At 62.1% G+C, this 18,582-nt stretch carries 22 protein-coding genes; 12 read left to right on the top strand and 10 right to left on the bottom strand.

What is annotated here, in order from left to right; genetic code table 11:
• Positions 1-2: 2 nt before the first annotated feature.
• Together T8A63_RS04930 and T8A63_RS04925 are read right to left on the bottom strand one after the other, a co-directional pair.
• Positions 3-482 carry a dihydrofolate reductase gene (locus T8A63_RS04930; protein ID WP_067622893.1) on the bottom strand — a complete coding sequence of 160 codons (480 nt, stop codon included), beginning with the start codon at positions 480-482 and terminating at the stop codon, positions 3-5.
• Complete coding sequence (locus tag T8A63_RS04925) at positions 482-1,315, bottom strand: thymidylate synthase (RefSeq protein ID WP_259945410.1); 834 nt, start codon at positions 1,313-1,315, stop codon at positions 482-484. Before T8A63_RS04925 ends, T8A63_RS04930 begins: the two co-directional genes overlap by 1 nt.
• Before the next feature lie 260 nt (positions 1,316-1,575).
• Between T8A63_RS04925 and T8A63_RS04920 the strand changes: the two genes are divergently transcribed.
• A complete protein-coding gene (locus tag T8A63_RS04920) occupies positions 1,576-2,010 on the top strand; it encodes a VOC family protein (RefSeq protein WP_067942520.1) in 435 nt (144 codons plus the stop codon).
• A gap of 151 nt (positions 2,011-2,161) precedes the next feature.
• The gene (locus tag T8A63_RS04915) at positions 2,162-2,908 is read left to right on the top strand and encodes a DUF1194 domain-containing protein (RefSeq protein ID WP_322345144.1); all 747 of its coding nucleotides are present in this window, start codon (positions 2,162-2,164) and stop codon (positions 2,906-2,908) included.
• On the opposite strand, the gene T8A63_RS04910 is transcribed toward T8A63_RS04915, so the two are convergent.
• The 3 genes from T8A63_RS04910 to T8A63_RS04900 form a co-directional block, all read right to left on the bottom strand.
• The gene (locus T8A63_RS04910; protein WP_067942516.1) at positions 2,902-3,402 is read right to left on the bottom strand and encodes a MarR family winged helix-turn-helix transcriptional regulator; all 501 of its coding nucleotides are present in this window, start codon (positions 3,400-3,402) and stop codon (positions 2,902-2,904) included. The genes T8A63_RS04915 and T8A63_RS04910 overlap by 7 nt on opposite strands.
• An 84-nt stretch (positions 3,403-3,486) precedes the next feature.
• The gene (locus tag T8A63_RS04905; RefSeq protein ID WP_067941403.1) at positions 3,487-3,753 is read right to left on the bottom strand and encodes a succinate dehydrogenase assembly factor 2; all 267 of its coding nucleotides are present in this window, start codon (positions 3,751-3,753) and stop codon (positions 3,487-3,489) included.
• Positions 3,746-4,147 (bottom strand): helix-turn-helix domain-containing protein, encoded by a 402-nt coding sequence (locus T8A63_RS04900; RefSeq protein ID WP_067622907.1) that lies wholly within the window; start codon positions 4,145-4,147, stop codon positions 3,746-3,748. Before T8A63_RS04900 ends, T8A63_RS04905 begins: the two co-directional genes overlap by 8 nt.
• An 85-nt stretch (positions 4,148-4,232) precedes the next feature.
• On the opposite strand from T8A63_RS04900, the gene T8A63_RS04895 reads away from it, so the two are divergent.
• Both T8A63_RS04895 and T8A63_RS04890 read left to right on the top strand, forming a co-directional pair.
• Positions 4,233-5,435 (top strand): pyridoxal phosphate-dependent aminotransferase, encoded by a 1,203-nt coding sequence (locus T8A63_RS04895; protein WP_322345143.1) that lies wholly within the window; start codon positions 4,233-4,235, stop codon positions 5,433-5,435.
• Between the two features lie 9 nt (positions 5,436-5,444).
• Positions 5,445-5,846 (top strand): hypothetical protein, encoded by a 402-nt coding sequence (locus T8A63_RS04890; protein ID WP_067622908.1) that lies wholly within the window; start codon positions 5,445-5,447, stop codon positions 5,844-5,846.
• A 3-nt stretch (positions 5,847-5,849) separates the two neighbouring features.
• Here T8A63_RS04890 and T8A63_RS04885 read toward each other — a convergent pair whose 3' ends face one another.
• Complete coding sequence (locus T8A63_RS04885; RefSeq protein WP_067622910.1) at positions 5,850-7,205, bottom strand: MATE family efflux transporter; 1,356 nt, start codon at positions 7,203-7,205, stop codon at positions 5,850-5,852.
• A 148-nt stretch (positions 7,206-7,353) separates the two neighbouring features.
• Between T8A63_RS04885 and T8A63_RS04880 the strand changes: the two genes are divergently transcribed.
• The 6 genes from T8A63_RS04880 to T8A63_RS04855 all read left to right on the top strand — a co-directional run bounded on the left by T8A63_RS04880 (position 7,354) and on the right by T8A63_RS04855 (position 12,669).
• On the top strand, positions 7,354-8,241 hold the full coding sequence (locus tag T8A63_RS04880; protein ID WP_322345142.1) for an alpha/beta hydrolase: 888 nt from the start codon (positions 7,354-7,356) through the stop codon (positions 8,239-8,241).
• A 47-nt stretch (positions 8,242-8,288) separates the two neighbouring features.
• Positions 8,289-8,537: a hypothetical protein gene (locus T8A63_RS04875; protein WP_093926785.1), complete on the top strand. Its 249-nt coding sequence runs from the start codon at positions 8,289-8,291 to the stop codon at positions 8,535-8,537.
• Entirely contained in the window at positions 8,534-8,911 is a 378-nt protein-coding gene (locus T8A63_RS04870; RefSeq protein ID WP_322345141.1) for a type II toxin-antitoxin system death-on-curing family toxin, read from the top strand. Before T8A63_RS04875 ends, T8A63_RS04870 begins: the two co-directional genes overlap by 4 nt.
• Before the next feature lie 96 nt (positions 8,912-9,007).
• Positions 9,008-10,963, top strand: coding sequence for a DNA topoisomerase IV subunit B (parE, locus tag T8A63_RS04865; protein ID WP_067940875.1), 1,956 nt, complete (start codon positions 9,008-9,010; stop codon positions 10,961-10,963).
• A gap of 314 nt (positions 10,964-11,277) precedes the next feature.
• Positions 11,278-11,718, top strand: a complete 441-nt coding sequence (locus T8A63_RS04860) for a hypothetical protein (protein WP_322345140.1) — start codon at positions 11,278-11,280, stop codon at positions 11,716-11,718.
• A gap of 273 nt (positions 11,719-11,991) precedes the next feature.
• On the top strand, positions 11,992-12,669 hold the full coding sequence (locus tag T8A63_RS04855) for a hypothetical protein (protein ID WP_322345139.1): 678 nt from the start codon (positions 11,992-11,994) through the stop codon (positions 12,667-12,669).
• A gap of 12 nt (positions 12,670-12,681) precedes the next feature.
• Here the strand turns inward: T8A63_RS04855 and T8A63_RS04850 are convergent, their stop codons facing one another.
• From T8A63_RS04850 to proS, 4 genes are read right to left on the bottom strand one after another with little or no spacing between them, the layout of a single operon-like run.
• Positions 12,682-13,365, bottom strand: a complete 684-nt coding sequence (locus T8A63_RS04850; RefSeq protein ID WP_322345138.1) for an ABC transporter ATP-binding protein — start codon at positions 13,363-13,365, stop codon at positions 12,682-12,684.
• Positions 13,358-14,653 (bottom strand): lipoprotein-releasing ABC transporter permease subunit, encoded by a 1,296-nt coding sequence (locus T8A63_RS04845; RefSeq protein WP_322345137.1) that lies wholly within the window; start codon positions 14,651-14,653, stop codon positions 13,358-13,360. Before T8A63_RS04845 ends, T8A63_RS04850 begins: the two co-directional genes overlap by 8 nt.
• A gap of 54 nt (positions 14,654-14,707) precedes the next feature.
• Positions 14,708-15,214: a DUF2937 family protein gene (locus T8A63_RS04840; protein ID WP_322345136.1), complete on the bottom strand. Its 507-nt coding sequence runs from the start codon at positions 15,212-15,214 to the stop codon at positions 14,708-14,710.
• A gap of 8 nt (positions 15,215-15,222) precedes the next feature.
• On the bottom strand, positions 15,223-16,563 hold the full coding sequence (proS, locus tag T8A63_RS04835; RefSeq protein ID WP_322345135.1) for a proline--tRNA ligase: 1,341 nt from the start codon (positions 16,561-16,563) through the stop codon (positions 15,223-15,225).
• A 246-nt stretch (positions 16,564-16,809) separates the two neighbouring features.
• On the opposite strand from proS, the gene T8A63_RS04830 reads away from it, so the two are divergent.
• Both T8A63_RS04830 and T8A63_RS04825 read left to right on the top strand, forming a co-directional pair.
• The gene (locus T8A63_RS04830) at positions 16,810-17,892 is read left to right on the top strand and encodes an AI-2E family transporter (protein WP_067625350.1); all 1,083 of its coding nucleotides are present in this window, start codon (positions 16,810-16,812) and stop codon (positions 17,890-17,892) included.
• A 1-nt stretch (position 17,893) separates the two neighbouring features.
• On the top strand, positions 17,894-18,574 hold the full coding sequence (locus tag T8A63_RS04825; protein ID WP_322345134.1) for an HdaA/DnaA family protein: 681 nt from the start codon (positions 17,894-17,896) through the stop codon (positions 18,572-18,574).
• The last annotated feature ends 8 nt before the right edge of the window (positions 18,575-18,582 follow it).

The following is an 18,582-nucleotide window of genomic DNA, read 5'->3' as shown; positions in this document are numbered from 1 at the left end:
TGTCACCGGCGGCGCAGCCACTCCCGCGCGATGGCGCGCGGGCCCTTGGCGCGCAGGCAGAGATTGCCAAGCTCAATCCATTCTTCGGGGTCAAACTCGGGGAAAAATGCGTCTGCCGCGTCGATTTCCACGTCGACTTCGGTCACCAAGAGCCGATCCGCCAAGGGCAGAAGCGCGCGGTAGATGCCTTCGCCGCCGATGCCGTAGACCCGGCGATACCCCTCGGCCGCGCAATGGCCCAAGGCCGCCTGCGGGTCGCGCGCCACATGGACGCCCTCAATATCAGTACTGGAAACCACGCAATTCAGACGGTTCTTCAAAGGCTTGAACGGCAGGCTTTCCCATGTGCGGCGCCCCATGATGATGGCACCGCCGGTGGTTTCGCGCTGAAAGAATTTCAGGTCTTCGGGCAGCGACCAAGGGATATCCCCGTCTTTGCCAATGGCACCATTGCGGGCGCGGGCGACGATCAGGCTCAGCATCAGACGGCCACCGGCGCTTTGATAGCTGGGTCGGGGTCATAGCCTTCGAAGGTGAAATCCTCATAGCGGAAATCAAAGATCGAGCTCACCTCGCGGTTGATCCGCAGCTTTGGCAGCGGCTTGGGGGTGCGCGCAAGTTGGGTCTGCACCTGTTCCAGATGGTTGGAATAGATATGCGCGTCGCCCATCGAATGCACGAAATCGCCCGGTGCGTAGCCAGTGACATGGGCCAACATCTCCAGCAGCAGCGCGTAGGAGGCGATGTTGAACGGCACGCCAAGGAACATATCCGCCGAGCGCTGATAAAGCTGCAAATGCAGCTTGCCGCCCGCGATGCGTACCTGCCATAGCGTATGGCAGGGCGGCAGCGCCATCTGATCTACCTCGCCGGGGTTCCACGCCGAAACGATCAGCCGGCGGCTGTCGGGGGTCTTGCGGATCGCCTCGACCAGCTTAGCGATTTGATCGACTTGACCGGCCTGATGCAGCACCGTCCCATCGGGCTGCGGCATCGGCTCACCCACCATCGGAAAACGCCGCCATTGATGGCCATAGACCGGGCCGAGGTCACCGTTCTCATCGGCCCATTCGTCCCAGATGCGAACGCCATTTTCCTTGAGGTAGCCGATGTTCGTGTCGCCCGAGAGGAACCACAAAAGTTCATGCACGATGGATTTCAGATGCAGCTTCTTCGTCGTCACCAGCGGGAAACCATCGGCCATCCGGTAGCGCTGTTGCATCCCGAAATGAGAGATCGTCCCCGTTCCCGTGCGGTCGGTCGAGGTCACCCCCTGCTCCAGCACTTCGCGCAGCGCATCATGGTACTGTTTCACGCAGCCCCCCTCACGTTATCCGTGGCATTTGTCTTTGCATACCCTTCCACGCCACGCGCCTCAAGGCGGCTTTGCGGGGGCAATCGCCTGACAATGCCGTTGCCGCCTTTGACACCCGTGGTTTCGCGCCTAAACTCTCTATCAAAGCGCGGCGGGCATATTTTGCCGCTTCCCGTTTTGTGACGACTTTTTGACGACGAATTTTCGGCCCGAACAGGGTGTTTCATCCCTCCCCAAGCGGCCCAACTGAAGGAAAACCGATGCCCATCAAATACTTGCATACAATGGTGCGCGTGAAGGATCTGGACGCCTCTATCGCATTTTACAAACTTCTGGGCCTTGTGGAACGGCGCCGGATCGACAACGATGGGGGCCGGTTCACGCTGGTTTTCCTCTGCCCGCCGGGCATGGACGATGGCCATGCGGATGTGGAGCTGACCTATAACTGGGACGGCGATGACGCGCTGCCCAGTGACAGCCGCCATTTTGGTCACCTCGCCTATACGGTCGAGAATATCTATGAGACCTGCCAGCACCTGCAAGACAACGGCGTGACCATCAACCGCCCGCCGCGCGACGGGCGCATGGCCTTTGTCCGCTCGCCCGACAATATCTCGGTCGAATTGCTGCAAGAGGGTGACGCCCTGCCCGCGCAGGAACCTTGGGCCAGCATGGAAAACACCGGTCATTGGTAAGGCTCTGCATCAGTGCCCTGCTGGCGCTGATGCTCGCGCCCATGGGCGCAGCGCGGGCGGGCCTTTGTCGTCACGCGCGGCGTCCGGTGCGTGATGTGCCCTCTTCGGTCGCCCCAAAGGAGGGGCCGCCGGGGCTGAACGGATCGCTGGGATGATCCGCGCGGCCCTCGCCCTTTTTCTCACGATCAATGCCATTCCATCGGCCGAGGCCGCTTGTCGGCAGGCGCTTGCCTTGGGGCTGGATGTCTCTGGTTCGGTCGATGCGCGAGAGTATCGGTTGCAGATCGGTGGTTTGGCCGACGCGCTGAACGATCCGCGTGTGCGGGACGCCCTGCTGGCGCTGCCGGAGCATGGCGTCGACCTGATGATCTATGAATGGAGCGGATCCAGTGATCAGACGGTGATCTTACCTTGGACCACGTTGAGCGATGCGGCGGCGCTTGAGGGGGCCATCGCACTTTTGCGCAGCACCGAGCGGCGTGAGGCGTCTCCCGGCACGGCATTGGGGGATGCGATGCAGTTTGGCGCAGGCCAGTTGGCGACGCGCGGCGCCTGCCAGAAACACACGCTGGATATCTCGGGCGACGGCATCTCGAACTTCGGTCCGCGGCCCCGGGATATACGCGACAGGTTGCAAGCCCAGCCCCTTGGGCCGCAGGAGCTGATCATCAACGGTTTGGTGATCGGCGCGGAAGACCCGGCGCTTGGCGACAGTCAACAGGGCGAGGTCGGCGCGCTGGCGTCATACTACCGGGCCGAAGTCATGCTCGGCCCCGGCGCTTTCGTTGAGACGGCAGAGGGGTTTGAGGACTACGCCCGCGCTATGACACGCAAGCTCTTGCGGGAAGTGGAGGGGAGGGTCTACTCGAACCTCATCCCTCCTGCCCGCGATCAGTAGATATAGCGGATCTGATCCGTCCAATACCGCTCCATCCGTTTGAGAGAGCGGGTGATATCCTCGATTCCTGCATCGCCCAGCACGCCCTTGTTTTCCATCCCATCGGCATGGCGCGAGAAAAGCTCGGCCACCACATCGCGGATATAGCGCCCCTTTTCGGTCAGCCGAACGCGGACGGATCGGCGGTCAATCTCGCAGCGCTGGTGGTGCATATAGCCCATTTCGACCAGCTTCTTGAGGTTGTAGCTGACGTTGCTGCCCTGATAGTAGCCACGGCTTTTCAGCTCGCCCGCGGTCACCTCGTTATCGCCGATGTTGAACAAAAGCAGCGCCTGCACGGCGTTGATCTCTAACACGCCGACACGTTCGAATTCGTCCTTGATCACGTCCAGCAGCAAGCGGTGCAACCGCTCGACCAAGGACAGGGACTCAAGATAGCCTGCCATAAAACCCTTTATGGCCATCGGCTGCGCAGCGGGGTCTTGAATGCTCATGCGAAATCTCCGGTTCACCTTGTTCGAACCGGAAACTCGCTGAAAAATCAGAATAATTCGTTAAACCCTTTCGGGTTTTTTGAATCAGCCCCGCGCCTCGGCCAATTGCCCGCGGATATCCGTGACCAATGCTGCATAGTCGGCGGGGGCCTCGGCCTGTCCGCTCACCCAAAGATAGAGGTCGTGGTCATTCTCATTGAGCATCTGATCATAGAGCGTAAGCCCCGCGTCATCCATCTGCGGCAGCCGCGCCTCGGCATAGGCCGATAGGATCAGGTCCATCTCTTTGATGCCCCGGCGCATGGAGCGCATTTGCAGGCGTTTCAACCGGTGTTCATGGACCTCAGGCATCTGCGGGCTCCGTCATAAGGCGCCGAATGCGCTTTTCCATTTTCCCGACAGTCTCGGCCTTTTTCAGCAGGTCGCTGCGCAGGGCGCGCATGTCGGCCAGCACCTCTTCAAGATCGACGCGGCGCGCGGTTTCGCCCGCTTCGGGAGCATCGACCCCTTCGCCTTCGCCATTGATCAGCCACATCATAGAGACATTGAGCAGCCCCGCCAGCATCGAAAGCCGGTTGGCGCGCGGCTCGGACAGGTCTTCTTCCCAGCCGCGCAAAGTCGCCAGACGCACGCCCAGCCGTTTGGCCAGCATCGCCTGTGTCATGCCGGTCTGTTCGCGGGCCGCCGCGACCCGGTCGCCAAAGGTGGCGGCCTCGGGGCCGTACCAGTCAATCTCGTCGGTCATGCTTTATCTCCTGCCAGACACCCTTGCCGGGTGCGGGGACGCCCCCTATGAACGTGGGGATATTCATAAGCAACCCGAGGCTGAAATGGAACTGCTGTCCGCGACCCTTGATCGGGTCAAACCGTCGCCCACCATCGCCGTCACCACCAAGGCGGCAGAACTCAAGGCCGCGGGGCGCGATATTATCGCACTTGGCGCGGGCGAGCCGGACTTTGACACACCGCAGAACATCAAAGACGCTGCAGTGGCCGCGATCAACGCGGGCAAGACGAAATACACAGCCGTCGACGGCATTCCCGAGTTGAAACAGGCGATCTGCGCCAAATTCAAACGCGACAACAGGCTGGACTATACGCCGTCGCAGATCAGCGTCGGGACGGGGGGCAAGCAGATCCTCTACAACGCGCTGATGGCCACGATGAACCCCGGCGAAGAAGTCGTGATCCCCGCGCCCTATTGGGTCAGCTACCCCGATATGGTGCTGCTTGCAGGCGGCACCCCGGTGATTGCGCCTGCGACACTGGAGAATAACTTTAAGCTCACCCCAGAGGCGCTGGAAGAAGCGATCACGCCGAAGACCAAATGGTTCATCTTCAACTCGCCCTCGAACCCCACCGGGGCGGGCTACAGCCGGGACGAGTTGAAGGCGCTGACCGATGTGCTGATGCGGCATCCGCATGTCTGGGTGATGAGCGACGATATGTACGAGCACCTCGCCTATGACGGTTTCGCGTTCTGCACTCCGGCCGAGGTGGAACCCGCGCTTTACGACCGCACGCTGACCGTCAACGGCGTGTCCAAAGCCTATGCCATGACCGGGTGGCGCATCGGCTATGCCGCAGGCCCGGAGAAGCTGATCGGCGCGATGCGCAAAATCCAGTCGCAAAGCACGTCGAACCCCTGCTCGGTCAGCCAGTGGGCCGCGGTTGAGGCGCTGAACGGCACGCAGGATTACATCGCTGAGAACAACGAGATGTTCGTGCGCCGGCGCAATCTGGTGGTTGAGATGCTCTCGGCTATCGACGGGATCACCTGCCCGACGCCCGAGGGGGCGTTTTACGTCTACCCCTCCATCGCCGGGCTGATCGGTAAGACCTCGGCGGCGGGCACCAAGATCTCGGATGATGAGACCTTTGCCACCGCGCTGCTTGAGGAAACCGGCGTGGCGGTCGTCTTTGGCGCGGCCTTCGGTCTTTCGCCGAATTTCCGCGTCAGCTACGCTACGTCTGACGACGCGCTGAAAGAGGCATGCACCCGCATCCAGACTTTCTGTGCCGGGCTGACGTAAAGGCGAACCATGGCAGGCGATCTTCCCGACTATTATTTCAGGATCCGCGAGAATGGCGCGGCGGTGTTTCGGCTGGATGCCGCAAACCGCCAGCGCCGGATCGAGATGGAGCAGATCGCCGTCGTCAACATCCGCAACGGTGAGGTAAAGCCTCACGGGCAGCACCGTCTAACCGATGCCGATAAGTCCGAGATCGCCCGCTGGACAAAGGCGCGCCGCGAAACCCTTGCCGCGCGGGAGATTGACGACATCCGCCGCGCGGTGGATTATCTGAACCTCACCACCCAATGGGCGCAATCGCGCGCCACGGACGCAGAGCTTGAGGCGGTGACGGATGACTTGCTGTTGGCAATGCATGATCTGCGCAGCACGCTCGTGCGCAAAAAGGCGGATCGAATGGATCGGGGCTGAGAGTTACCCGGCCAGCGACTTGACCGTGACGCCCCAGAACCGCGCGTTGAGCAGCAGCCCCGCAACGCCCAGCCCGGCCACCAGACCGGCCCAAATGCCCATCGCTCCGAACCCCAGCGTGAAGCCAAGGAAATAGGAGCAGGGCATGCCGACCACCCAATAGCTGATCGCGGCCATCACCATCGGGATCTTGGTATCCTGCACCCCGCGCAGCAGGCCAAGCGCCACCACCTGCGCCCCGTCGACCAGTTGGAACAGAGCCGCCATCACCAACAGCCCAGTGCCGATGGCAAGGATCTCAACCCGTGCAGGCTCGTCCTCTTGCATGAAAACCGAGATCAACGGCTCGGGCCAGCCCACAAAACCGACCATAGTGATCAGCGCAAAGACCAGCGACAGGACCGTGACAATCACCGCCCCGCGCTTCATATGCGGCACGTCGCGGCGGCCATAGGCATTGCCCGCGCGGATCGTGGCGACATTGCTCAGCCCCAGATGCACCATGAAGGTCAGAGAGGCGAGCTGGATCGCAATCCCATGCGCCGCCAGCGGGATCGTCCCCAGCCAGCCCATCATCAACGATGAGGCCGCAAACAGACCGACTTCGCTTAGCGTGGTCAGACCAATCGGCAGCCCCAGCGTAAAGACCCGCACCAGCATCTGCGTATCAACCCGCCAGAGCCGCACGAACAGACTGTGTTGCGGCAGGGCGATCAGCACGTAGATCACCACCCCGATCAGCGAGACGCATTGCGTCGTGACCGAGGCCACCGCCGCGCCCATCACGCCAAGCTCCGGCGCGCCCCAGTTGCCGAAGATCAGCGCGTAGTTCGCCATCGCATTGATCACGGCGGCCAGCAGCGTGATCCACAGCACGACCTGAGTCCGCTCCAAGGCAGCAAGGTAGGATTTCAGCACCATCACCAGCAGCGCGGGCACAATCCCCCAGCCTGCGACTTTGAGGTAATCACCCGCCGTATCGGCAAGGTTGGGCCCCTGCCCCAGCAGGTCCAGCACCGCAGGTGACCAGATCATCGCGGGCAGCGCGATCATCGCAAAACCCACCGACAGCCACAGCCCCATGCGCGTGGCGCGGCGCAGGCCAATCTCATCATCCTCGGCGTCATAGGCGGCCACCAGCGGCATCACCGCCATGGCAAAGCCCGAGCCAAAGATGAACAGCACGAAGAAATAGGTACTGCCCAGAACAACCGCCGCCAGCGCCTCGACCGAATACCAGCCCAGCATGACCGTATCGGTCACCCCGATGGCCATCTGTGCCAGATGTCCGCCGATCAGCGGCAGGCCAAGCGTCAGGATCGCCCGGACGTGATTGCGGTTGGTCATTACTTTGGTCATGGGCCAGCCTTACGCCGGGCCGCTGCAAAGGGAAAGTCCGGTTTTTGCGCTCTGCCATAGGGTTGCGGGGCTTTCTTGCCCTGATTTTGCCATGAATTCCTTGCGTCTGCGGCCCTGAGCGGCAAAGCTGATGGCAGGAGGGCTCGCGATGGAACCAACACGGACCGAAACCCGCCGCGTGAACGGTCAGGAGATTTTCATACGCCATTGGGGCGATGAGAACCTGCCGCCGCTGCTCATGCTCCATGGCTTTCCCGAATATGGCGGCGCATGGCGCGATCTGGCCCCGCTGCTTTGCCAGCACTTCCATTGCATCGCCCCCGACCAGCGCGGCTATGGCCAAAGCAGCGCGCCCGAAGGGATCGAACCCTACGCGATGGCGCATCTTATGGCCGATATGGCCGCGTTGATCGGGGACAGGCCGGTGACGGTTTTGGCGCATGACTGGGGCGCTTCGGTGGGCTACGCACTGGCGATGTTCCGGCCCGAGTTGGTGGCCCGGCTGATCATTCTCAACGGCGTGCATCCCGTGCCTTTTCAGCGTGCCATGGCCGCAGGCGGTGCACAGTCGCGCGCCTCGCAATATATTAACGCGCTGCGCGCCGAAGGCAGCGCGGTGAGGCTGGCCAAAGACGACTTCGCCGGGCTGCTAAAGCTCTTTTCGGCGTATATGGACCTGAGTTGGCTGACGGCAGAGCGGCTTGAGGATTACCGCGCGGAATGGGGGCGTCCGGGGCGGCTGAGGGCGATGATCAACTGGTATCGCGCCTCCCCCCTGCAGGTCGCGCCCCCCGGCAAGCCCCTGCGCGACCTGCCAGAATTCCCGGTTGAACGTTTGCGCGTGAACTGCCCGCATCTCCTGATCTGGGGGGCCGAGGATACCGCCCTTTTGCCCGAAGCCACCGCGGGGCTGGAAACCTTTGCGCCAGACCTTACCCGGGTTGAGATAGAAGGCGCGGACCACTGGTTGCACCACCAAAAACCGTCGGTTGTAGCACAGGCAATCCTTAATTGGTGCGGGGCGCGGCCCTTGTAAAATGCGCAACCAAATGTATATTGAGATGTGTATTCAGGAGCCACGCCATGACTCGCATCCATACCAACCACATCGCCACCATGACCGAAATGCGCGAACCGCATAAGGTATTGGAACGCTCTGGCGGCAAACCCGTGGCGGTGATGAAGAACTCACGCTGTGTGGGGTATTTCGTACCCGCCGAGGCGACCCTGCAGGAGGAGCCGCGCGTGGCCACGCTGGATGAGGTGATGGAGAGCATTGCCCGCAGAAAGCACATCAACCAGCCGGTTCTGGACTATCTCAAAGATAAATGACCTATGTGCTGCTTTCACCTGACCTCGTCGTCAGGATCCACGATTCCGCGTTAAACCCCGGTGAGTTGGCCGGCATGGCCTTAGACAAATCGCTCGAAGGAGCGCTGGCACGGGTCGACAACCGACTGGTCTACGGCATGATCGAAGATGTCTTTGACCTCGCTGCGGCTTATTGCGTGGCGGTTGCCACTGGGCATGTCTTTAACGACACGAACAAGCAAACCGCGCATCTCGTTCTCGATATCTGTCTTGATCTCAATGGGGTGCAACTTGACCACGACACCGTCGAAGCCGGCGACCTGATCCGCGAAGTCGCTCAACGGCGCATCGACGAAGACACCCTCGCCGATTGGCTACGCGCCAAGGCCACCTGACCACTCCAAATCCGGCCCATTAGACAAACCCGCGATTGCCCCCGGCGCGCGGGGCTGTCAAAATGGCCCCCACCCACAAACAAAGAGCAGGCCCGCATGACCGATCTTCTTTCCGGCCAGGAACCCACCGAATACGATGCCTCCTCCATCGAAGTGCTGGAGGGGCTGGAGCCTGTCCGCAAGCGCCCCGGCATGTATATCGGCGGCACAGATGAACGCGCCCTGCACCACCTCGTGGCCGAGGTGCTCGACAACTCAATGGACGAAGCGGTGGCGGGCCATGCCAACCGGATCGAGGTGGAGCTGAACGCCGATTATTCGGTCACCATTCGCGACAACGGCCGCGGCATCCCGATCGACCCGCACCCGAAGTTTCCCGACAAATCCGCGCTTGAAGTAATCCTCTGCACGCTGCACGCGGGCGGCAAGTTCTCGGGCAAAGCCTATCAGACCTCGGGCGGTCTGCACGGGGTTGGTGCATCCGTGGTTAACGCGCTGTCGGATTCGATGGTGGTGCAGGTCGCGCGCAACCGCGAACTGTTCGAACAACGTTTCTCCCGCGGGATCCCGCAAGGCCCGGTGGAGAAGATCGGCGCGGCGCCCAACCGGCGCGGCACCACGGTGACTTTCCACGCGGATGAGCAGATTTTCGGCGCCCACCGTTTCAAACCCGCCCGCCTGCTCAAGATGGTCCGCTCCAAAGCCTATCTGTTCTCCGGCGTCGAAATCCGCTGGAAATCTGAGATTGAAGACGGCAACACGCCGATGGAGGCGACTTTTCACTTCCCCGGCGGTCTGGCTGATTACCTGCGCGAAACACTTGGCAAATCAACCACCTATGCCGAAAACCCCTTTGCCGGAACCGTCGAGTTCCAAGAACGCTTTGGCGTGCCGGGCAAGGTGGAATGGGCGATCAACTGGACGCCCGCGCGTGACGGCTTCATCCAGTCCTACTGTAACACCGTCCCGACGCCCGAAGGCGGCACACATGAGGGCGGCTTCTGGGCCGCGATCCTGAAGGGCATCCGGGCTTACGGCGAGCTTGCGAACAACCGCAAGGCCAAGGACATCACCCGCGACGACCTGATCACCGGGGGCTGCGCGCTGGTATCCTGCTTTATCCGCGAGCCAGAATTCGTCGGCCAGACCAAAGACCGCCTCGCCACGACCGAGGCCGCACGTTTGGTCGAGAACGCCGTGCGCGACCACTTTGACAACTGGCTGGCAGCAGACACCAAATCCGCCGGTGCGATCCTCGATTTCCTCGTCCTGCGCGCCGAGGAACGGATGCGCCGCAAGCAGGAAAAGGAAACCGCCCGTAAATCCGCCACCAAAAAGCTGCGCCTGCCCGGCAAGCTGACCGACTGCACCAGCAAGACCCGCGAAGGCACCGAGTTGTTCATCGTCGAGGGCGACTCGGCGGGCGGCTCTGGCAAGGGCGCGCGCAACCGCAATACGCAGGCGCTGCTGCCGCTCAAGGGTAAAATCCTGAACGTGCTCGGGGCAGCCTCCAGCAAGATCACCACCAACGCTGAGATTAACGACCTCTGCGAAGCGCTTGGCGTCGGCATGGGCACGAAATTCAACCTCGACGATCTGCGCTATGACAAGATCATTATCATGACCGACGCCGACGTCGACGGCGCGCATATCGCGTCGCTGTTGATGACGTTTTTCTTCACCCAAATGCGGCCGCTGATCGACGCGGGGCATCTGTACCTCGCCTGCCCGCCGCTGTTCCGCCTGACGCAGGGGGCGAAACGGGTCTATTGCCTTGATGAGGCAGAGAAAAACATGTGGTTGGAGAAGGGTCTCGGCGGCAAAGGCAAGATCGATGTGAGCCGCTTCAAGGGTCTGGGCGAGATGGACGCCAAGGACCTGAAAGAGACCACGATGGACCCTGCAACCCGCAAGCTGATCCGCGTGACCGTGGATGAGGACGTGCCGGGCGAGACCGGGGATCTGGTGGAGCGGCTGATGGGGAAAAAGCCGGAGATGCGGTTCGCGTATATTCAGCAGAACGCGCAGTTTGTGGAGGAGTTGGATGTTTGAGGGGTAGAACGCCCCCCGCGTCGATAGCTCGGATTCTTCGTCAAGAGTCCGGCTTTGGATGTGCCGTTTGCGGCTGTCCAATAATCGAATATCATCACATTATTGAGTGGCGAGAAGAAAAACACTTTGATCCCGAGCATATGGTTGCCCTCTGCCCGAGCCATCACTCAGAGTATGGAAAACTCCCAAAGTCCAAATCCTACTCGGTCAAAGCCAACCCAATCAACCTCCGCAATGGAAGAATAAGCGGCTATCTAGGCGGTAACAAAGAACAAAAGCTGCTTAGGCTCGGTTCTATGATCGTAGAGGACTGCGTGTCTGCAATCGACTATGGCGGAAATTCGATTATTTCATATCGCCAGATAGACGGAGAGTTCAGACTAAACGTCTTTATTCCTGACGAAGAATTTTGGCCAGAGGTTGAGATAAAACAAAACAACATGGCTGCTAGTATCGGGCAATTCTGGGACATCGAATTTAAGACAAATTGGGTTAAGTTCCGCCGTGCAAAAGGAAACGTATTTTTGACCATCGACTTTCGAGGGGAGGAGGTTGAAATTGACGGCGAGCTTACGCTAGGGGGAAACCTAATCTCGCTATCTGAAGCTCAAAACCGCATGGGCGGCGGAACCTTTAAGAACGTTAAAATGCAAAATTGTCATACGGCGCTGGCTATAGGTCCAGATGGCCGTGTCTTTCGCCCAAACTACGCCATGCGGTCTCCACGGCCTTGGTATATGCCTAGAAAGCACTAGCCCCCGTCCGTCCCAGGCCGCGCCTGTCCGGGGCTCCGCCCGTTCAGACCTCGAACTCTCCCCCGGAGAGTTTGCGAGACGGTGTTCACCTTCCCCCACGGGGAGGGCGCACATGCGGGCACCCCGCGGCTTGCGCCGCCCTCCGGGCTGAAAAGGTCCACTGGTCCTTTTCTAAGTAGCCCTCCGGCCCGAGGTCGGGCGCGGCCCTACCGTTTCGCACCCAGCCCAATCTTTCCCCTTGATCCGCCGCCCCCACCGGTCCTAACTCCCCCCATGATCCGCGCCCTCCTCTTTCTCCTCCTCCTCACCGCCTGCGGCCGACCGCTGACGGAGAACGAGCGCGCCTATCTCGCCACCATCCACGGAGCTTCCGTCAACTACGACCGCGTGCGCTTGCACGACGGTGCCCCGACCCGCGCCGTTACCTTCACCCGCAAGCCGCGCCCACGCACCACCTGCCGTGAGCGCATCCTGCCGCCGCAGGAAGGTGACACCGTGACCTCCAAACCCGCCGCCGTGGCCCTGTTCAATAACGTGCTTTTCGACAAGGACTGGTACCTCGAAGACTACCTGCCCGATCACCCCGACCGCATCGGGCTGATCGCCGCGATGCTGCTGGCGCATGAGATCACCCATGTCTGGCAATGGCAGAACCGCCGCCTCACCGGCTATTCGCCGCTGCGCGCAGCCTCAGAGCAGTTCACCAGCGCAGACCCCTACCTCTTCGAGGTCGACACCCAGCCGCGCTTTCTTGATTTCGGCTATGAGCAGCAGGGCTCAATCGTTGAGGAATTCGTCTGCTGTCGCGCGCTCGACCCGCAGGCGCCGCGCACCAAACGGTTGCACGCGATGCTGTCCGAAGCCATGCCCGTCGCCCCCCTGCCCCAGAGCCGCCCCTATGACGTGGGCCTGCCTTGGGACGGGGTCGAGCTTGAAAATATCTGCCGGTAACCCCGTCTCGGCTCAGACCGGCACCAGCTGCCCCGCCTCAAGCCGGATCTGCCGGTCCATGCGGGCGGCCAGTTCGAGGTTATGCGTGGCAATCACCGCCGAAAGCCCTGTGCCGCGCACCAGCGCCATCAGCGCCGCAAACACCTGATCCGAGGTCGAGGGGTCGAGGTTGCCCGTGGGCTCGTCCGCCAGCAGCAGACGCGGCGCATTGGCCAGCGCCCGGCAAAAGGCCACCCGCTGCTGCTCACCGCCCGACATGGCGGCGGGGCGGTGGTCGGCCCGCTCGGCGATGCCGACCTGCGCCAAAAGTTCACGCGCCCGCGCCTCGGCCACCTTGCGCGCCACGCCATTGGCAAGCTGCGGCAGCACAATGTTTTCCAGCGCCGTGAATTCGGGCAGCAGGTGGTGGAACTGATAGATAAAGCCCACATCCGCCCGGCGCACCCCGGTGCGCTTGCGGTCGCTCTGCCCCGTCAGGTCATCGCCCGCGATCTCAACCGTGCCGCTGTCAGCCGTATCCAGCAGCCCCGCGATGTGCAGCAGGGTCGACTTGCCCGCGCCCGAAGGGGCAACCAGTGCCACGACTTCACCGGGCGCGACCGTCAGGTCTATGCCGCGTAGCACCTGCACCTCATTCGGCGCGCCGGGGTTGTAGGCTTTGGAGATGCCGGTCAGGCGCAGGACGGGATCATTCATAGCGCAGGGCCTCCACAGGGTTCATCCGCGCCGCGCGGCGGGCGGGGAAAATCGTCACGACAAAGCTCAGCCCGAGCGACAGCCCCACGGCAGAGAGCACATCGCCCAGTTGCAGTTTCGCGGGCAGGAAGTAGATGCCGCGGATCGAGGCATCCCAAGCATTGCCGCCGCTGAGGTAGTTCACGAAGGCGAAAATCTGGTCGACGTAGATCGCAAAGAGCACGCCCAGCACCACGCCTGCGGCGGTGCCGATGATTCCCGTGAACGCGCCGCAGATAAAGAACACCCGCAGCACCGAGCCCTCAGACAGCCCCATGGTGCGCAGAATGCCAATGTCGCGGCCCTTGTTCTTGACCAGCATGATCAGCCCCGAGACGATGTTCATCGCGGCGATCAACACCAGCACCGAGAGGATCACGAACATCACCCGGTCCTCGATATCCAGCGCCGACAGGAACGAGCCGGACGCATCGCGCCACGTCCAGACCTGCGCCCGGTCGCCCGCCGCCTGCATCAAGGCCCGCGCCATGGCGTCAACGCTTTCGGGGTCTTCGACCATAACCTCCAACTCATCCGCGACGCCCTCGCGGTTGAAAAAGCTCTGCGCCTCGGTGATCGGCAGATAGACACGTATTTTATCAATATCATAGCGCCCGGCAGAGAAGATATAGACCACTTCATAACCGTTCACCCGCGGGCTGGTGCCAAAGGCGGTTTTCACCCCATTGGGCGAGATCAGCTTGATCGTGTCACCGACCTGCACGCCCAAGCTCTGCGCCACGCCGCTGCCGATGGCGATGCCTTCCTCAAACCGACCAATGTCACCGAAGGAACGCTCTGAGGGCTGGATGCCGGGGATGGTCATCAGATCATCCGATGCGATGCCAAAGACCTCGACGCCCGCGTTGGACTGCCGCCGGTTCGCCATGACCTGCTGGCGCACCAAGGGGGCCACGCGGGTCACGCCGGGCACTTTCGCAACCTCGGCGGCCATTTCGGTATAGTTGGCGATGGTGCGGTCGATCTGGCCGGTCTCTTGCACCTCGCCCATCGTGTAAACCGTGACATGCGCGTTGGCGCCAAGGATCGTGTCGACAAATTCGGCGCGAAACCCTGAGCGAACCGACAGCGTGGCAATCAGTGCGAAGACCGCGAGCGTGATGCCGATCAGGCTGATCCATGTCATCACGCTCACCCCGCCCTCGGCGCGGCGGGCGCGCAGGTAGCGCCAAGCGATCATCCATTCAAAGGCCGCGAATGGGGCGGTGCGTGTGGGTTTGCTGGCCATGCGGGAGGGCTCCGGTCTGAGGTGCGCGCAACCTGAGGCTTTGCCCCAGAAGGGTCAAGAACGCAATGCCCGGCGGCGGCGGAAGCGCGCGGGCCATGTGGGCAGCCAGAGGAACAGCCGCGCGAAGGCGGCTCCGGCGATGAAGCCTATGGTGGCGAAGATCAATTCGGCACGGCTGCGCGGCGCGGTGGGCGAAAACTTCTGCACGGTTGCGCGCAACGCTTCTGCGTCAGGTGCGCGCAACAGGTAATAACTGCGCAGGAACGGACCCGCCGTTTGCAGTCGCGGCACCTGCGCCTCAAGCGCCATGTGCCTTTCGATGTTGCGGGTCAGATCGATACGTCGGCGTTCCAACAAGGCCGACCCACGCAGCCGCGCAATCGCGGCCACTCGGTCAAGCCCGGCGGTGCGGGCGGCAGCATCAAAATGCGCTACAACACCGGAGAGCGTTCGCTCTGCGGCTTCTAGCTCAAACACATAGGCCCGGGTGAACCCCGGGCCTTGTGCGGCAATCCCTGCCCCTATGATCCCACCGGCCAATGTCAGCGCCCGCAGGATCATCGCAGCGCTCAGACGATACCGGCGTAGATTTTCGCCAGCTTTTCGACCGCCTGCTCGGGCGGCAGCTCTTCGCTTTCACCCGTGCGGCGGCTGGTCAGTTCGACCACGCCGTTTTTCAGCCCGCGCGGGCCGACGGTGATGCGCCATGGCAGACCGATCAGGTCCATCGTCGCAAACTTCATGCCAGCACCGCCTTTGCGGTCGTCATAAAGAGGATCGAGGCCCAGCGCCTTGAGGCTCTTATAGAGCGCATCGCAGGCCGCATCGGCTTCCTCGTCGCCTTGCTTGAGGTTAACGATCCCCGCATGGAACGGGGTCACGCCCTCAGGCCAGATGATACCCTTGTCGTCATGGCTGGCCTCAATGATCGCGCCCAGCAGGCGGCTGACGCCGATGCCGTGGCTGCCCATATGCACCGGCACCTGTTTGCCGTCGGGGCCTTGGACCTTGGCATTCATCGCGTCGGAATATTTCGTGCCGAAGTAGAAAATCTGCCCCACTTCGATGCCGCGCGCGGTGCGCTGGCGTTCTTCGGGCACCTTGGCGAAAAGCTCGGGGTCGTGGGTCTCATCGGTGCGGGCGTAGCGCGAGGTGAACTCATCCAGCACAGCGCGGCAAGCGTCGTGATCGCTGGGGTCAATCTCGCGGTCGCCAAAGGTCAGATCGGTGATCTCGCTGTCATAGAAGACTTCCGATTCGCCCGTCTCGGCCAGCACGAGGAATTCATGCGTGTCATCGCCGCCGATGGGGCCAGAGTCGGCGCGCATCGGGATCGCTTGCAAGCCCATCCGCTCATAGGTGCGCAGATAGCTGACCAAATGGCGGTTGTAAGCGTGCAGCGCGTCCTCTTCGGTGAGGTCGAAGTTGTAGCCATCCTTCATCAGGAACTCGCGGCCTCGCATCACGCCGAAACGCGGGCGGATCTCGTCGCGGAACTTCCACTGGATGTGATAGAGCGTCAGCGGCAGGTCTTTGTAAGACCCAACATGGCTGCGGAAGATGTCGGTGATCATCTCCTCATTCGTGGGACCGTAAAGCATATCGCGGTCCTGGCGGTCGCGGATGCGCAGCATCTCGGGGCCGTAGGCGTCATAGCGGCCCGATTCCTTCCACAGATCCGCCGATTGCAGCGTCGGCATCAGCATCGGGATATGGCCCACGCGCTGCTGCTCTTGGTGCACAATCTCCTCGACCTTGCGCAGCACCTTGTAGCCCAGCGGCAGCCAAGAATAGATCCCCGCGCTGGATTGCTTGATCATCCCCGCCCGCAGCATCAACCGGTGGCTGACGATCTGCGCCTCGGCCGGGTTTTCCTTCAGCACGGGCAGAAAATATTGGGACAGACGCATGGTGTTTCCTCATTGAGCGAATTGCCCCCTGACTAGTGCATGTCAAGGGGCGAGACAATCACATCGCACAGGCCGCGCGAGAGTTTGGCCACCCGCGGCGCACTGCGCCCATCTCTCGAGCGGCCTGTACACAACGGACGACGTGCTGCCCTGATGGTCGCCCGATCTCCCCCCCAGTCAAGCAGCCAAGACTTGAAACGAAACGCCACATGGGCGATGTGAGAACATTCCCTGCCGGAGAGCATCATGGCCCTGCCAATCCGAGACCAACTGAAATACTGGGGCATCGCTGCGGCGGTGTTCATGGTGGCGTTGTGGTTCATGGGCGACGTGCTGCTGCCCTTCCTGCTGGGCGGGGCGATTGCCTATTTCCTCGATCCGGTGGCCGACCGGCTGGAGCGACTGGGGCTGAGCCGTGTGATGGCCACGGCGCTGATCACCGTGGCGGCTCTTTTGATCTTCGTGCTGATGGCGCTTTTGGTCATCCCGACGCTGGTGAACCAAACCGTCAACCTGATCGAGACCGCGCCCAAGGTCACTCGCAATTTCACCGATTTCATCACCGACCGTTTCCCCTCGCTGTTGGACGACGATTCGACGCTGCGCACCTCGCTGACCACCTTGGGCACGACGATCCAAGAACGCGGTGGTGAGCTGTTTCAAACCGCACTGGCCTCCTTTGCCTCGCTGATCAACATCCTGCTCTTGTTCGTCATCGTCCCCGTGGTCGCCGTCTATCTGCTGCTCGACTGGGACCGCATGGTTGCCGCCATTGACCGGCTGCTGCCGCGCGACCATGCGCCGACGATCCGGCAATTGGCGCGGGAGATCGATGCGACACTCGCCTCCTTCGTACGCGGCATGGGCACGGTCTGCCTGATCCTTGGCACCTATTACGCCGTGGCGCTGATGCTGGTGGGGCTGCAGTTCGGCCTCGTCGTCGGTTTCGTGGCCGGTTTGGTTACTTTCATCCCCTACCTCGGCGCATTGATCGGTGGGGCGCTGGCGATCGGGCTGGCGCTGTTCCAATTCTGGGGCGACTGGGTGTCGATCGGGCTGGTCGCGGGAATCTTTGTGCTGGGCCAGATCGTCGAGGGCAATCTGCTAACGCCGAAGCTGGTCGGCAACTCCGTCGGGCTGCATCCGGTCTGGCTGCTGCTGGCGCTGTCGGTCTTTGGCACACTCTTTGGCTTCGTCGGGCTGCTGGTCGCGGTGCCCGTGGCCGCCGCCATCGGGGTGATCGCGCGTTTCGCTACGGCGCGGTACCGTGAAAGCGTGCTGTACATGGGCCGTGAGCCTGAAACGACGGTCGACGAGGACATCCGCTGACATGGCCCATCAACTCGGGTTGAACCTGCCCAGCCGAACGGCTCTGGGCCGCGATGCTTTCTTTGTCGCCCCCTCCAACGCGATGGCGATGGCGATGGTCGACGGCTGGCGGGGTTGGGCCGGCGGCAAGCTGGCGCTGACCGGGCCGCAAGGCTCGGGCAAGACGCATCTGACGCATGTTTGGGCGGACTTGTCGGGCGCCCGCATCATCAGTGCTGCCGACCTGCTGGAGGCCGACATTCCCGCCCTCGCCCGCGGCCCCCTCGCCGTCGAAGATGTCCATCTGATCGCCGGGAACGCAGAAGCGCAAACGGCCCTGTTTCACCTGCACAACCTCGTACTGGCCGAGGGGCAGGCGCTTTTGCTCACCGGCACGGGGCCGGTGGCCCATTGGGGGCTGACGCTGCCCGATCTGGTCAGCCGGATGCGCGGCGCCACGATGGTCGAGATGGAAGCACCCGATGACGCACTGCTTTCCGCACTGCTGGTCAAGCTTCTGGCCGACCGGCAGTTGACGCCGAAACCGGAGTTGATCAACTACCTGATGACCCGGATGGATCGTTCCTTTGCCGCTGCCATCGCGCTGGTTGACCGGCTGGATGCCGCCAGCCTTGCGCAGAAGCGCCCGTTGACTCGCGCACTGGCCGCGCAGGTGCTGGACATCGCCCCGCCCCGCGCGTGATACTGGAA

It is taken from the genome of Sulfitobacter sp. OXR-159 (genome assembly GCF_034377145.1).
In the GTDB taxonomy this organism is placed as follows: domain Bacteria; phylum Pseudomonadota; class Alphaproteobacteria; order Rhodobacterales; family Rhodobacteraceae; genus Sulfitobacter.
This window is presented reverse-complemented; position numbering and strand designations above follow the sequence as displayed.

What these genes read in the sequence shown, in the direction of transcription:
- T8A63_RS04930 (WP_067622893.1), bottom strand. Translation starts at nt 482, where the DNA reads ATGCTGAGCCTGATCGTCGCCCGCGCCCGCAATGGTGCCATTGGCAAA.
- T8A63_RS04920 (WP_067942520.1), top strand. Translation starts at nt 1,576, where the DNA reads ATGCCCATCAAATACTTGCATACAATGGTGCGCGTGAAGGATCTGGAC.
- T8A63_RS04915 (WP_322345144.1), top strand. Translation starts at nt 2,162, where the DNA reads ATGATCCGCGCGGCCCTCGCCCTTTTTCTCACGATCAATGCCATTCCA.
- T8A63_RS04910 (WP_067942516.1), bottom strand. Translation starts at nt 3,402, where the DNA reads ATGAGCATTCAAGACCCCGCTGCGCAGCCGATGGCCATAAAGGGTTTT.
- T8A63_RS04905 (WP_067941403.1), bottom strand. Translation starts at nt 3,753, where the DNA reads ATGCCTGAGGTCCATGAACACCGGTTGAAACGCCTGCAAATGCGCTCC.
- T8A63_RS04900 (WP_067622907.1), bottom strand. Translation starts at nt 4,147, where the DNA reads ATGACCGACGAGATTGACTGGTACGGCCCCGAGGCCGCCACCTTTGGC.
- T8A63_RS04895 (WP_322345143.1), top strand. Translation starts at nt 4,233, where the DNA reads ATGGAACTGCTGTCCGCGACCCTTGATCGGGTCAAACCGTCGCCCACC.
- T8A63_RS04890 (WP_067622908.1), top strand. Translation starts at nt 5,445, where the DNA reads ATGGCAGGCGATCTTCCCGACTATTATTTCAGGATCCGCGAGAATGGC.
- T8A63_RS04885 (WP_067622910.1), bottom strand. Translation starts at nt 7,205, where the DNA reads ATGACCAAAGTAATGACCAACCGCAATCACGTCCGGGCGATCCTGACG.
- T8A63_RS04880 (WP_322345142.1), top strand. Translation starts at nt 7,354, where the DNA reads ATGGAACCAACACGGACCGAAACCCGCCGCGTGAACGGTCAGGAGATT.
- T8A63_RS04875 (WP_093926785.1), top strand. Translation starts at nt 8,289, where the DNA reads ATGACTCGCATCCATACCAACCACATCGCCACCATGACCGAAATGCGC.
- T8A63_RS04870 (WP_322345141.1), top strand. Translation starts at nt 8,534, where the DNA reads ATGACCTATGTGCTGCTTTCACCTGACCTCGTCGTCAGGATCCACGAT.
- parE (WP_067940875.1), top strand. Translation starts at nt 9,008, where the DNA reads ATGACCGATCTTCTTTCCGGCCAGGAACCCACCGAATACGATGCCTCC.
- T8A63_RS04855 (WP_322345139.1), top strand. Translation starts at nt 11,992, where the DNA reads ATGATCCGCGCCCTCCTCTTTCTCCTCCTCCTCACCGCCTGCGGCCGA.
- T8A63_RS04850 (WP_322345138.1), bottom strand. Translation starts at nt 13,365, where the DNA reads ATGAATGATCCCGTCCTGCGCCTGACCGGCATCTCCAAAGCCTACAAC.
- T8A63_RS04845 (WP_322345137.1), bottom strand. Translation starts at nt 14,653, where the DNA reads ATGGCCAGCAAACCCACACGCACCGCCCCATTCGCGGCCTTTGAATGG.
- T8A63_RS04840 (WP_322345136.1), bottom strand. Translation starts at nt 15,214, where the DNA reads ATGATCCTGCGGGCGCTGACATTGGCCGGTGGGATCATAGGGGCAGGG.
- proS (WP_322345135.1), bottom strand. Translation starts at nt 16,563, where the DNA reads ATGCGTCTGTCCCAATATTTTCTGCCCGTGCTGAAGGAAAACCCGGCC.
- T8A63_RS04830 (WP_067625350.1), top strand. Translation starts at nt 16,810, where the DNA reads ATGGCCCTGCCAATCCGAGACCAACTGAAATACTGGGGCATCGCTGCG.
- T8A63_RS04825 (WP_322345134.1), top strand. Translation starts at nt 17,894, where the DNA reads ATGGCCCATCAACTCGGGTTGAACCTGCCCAGCCGAACGGCTCTGGGC.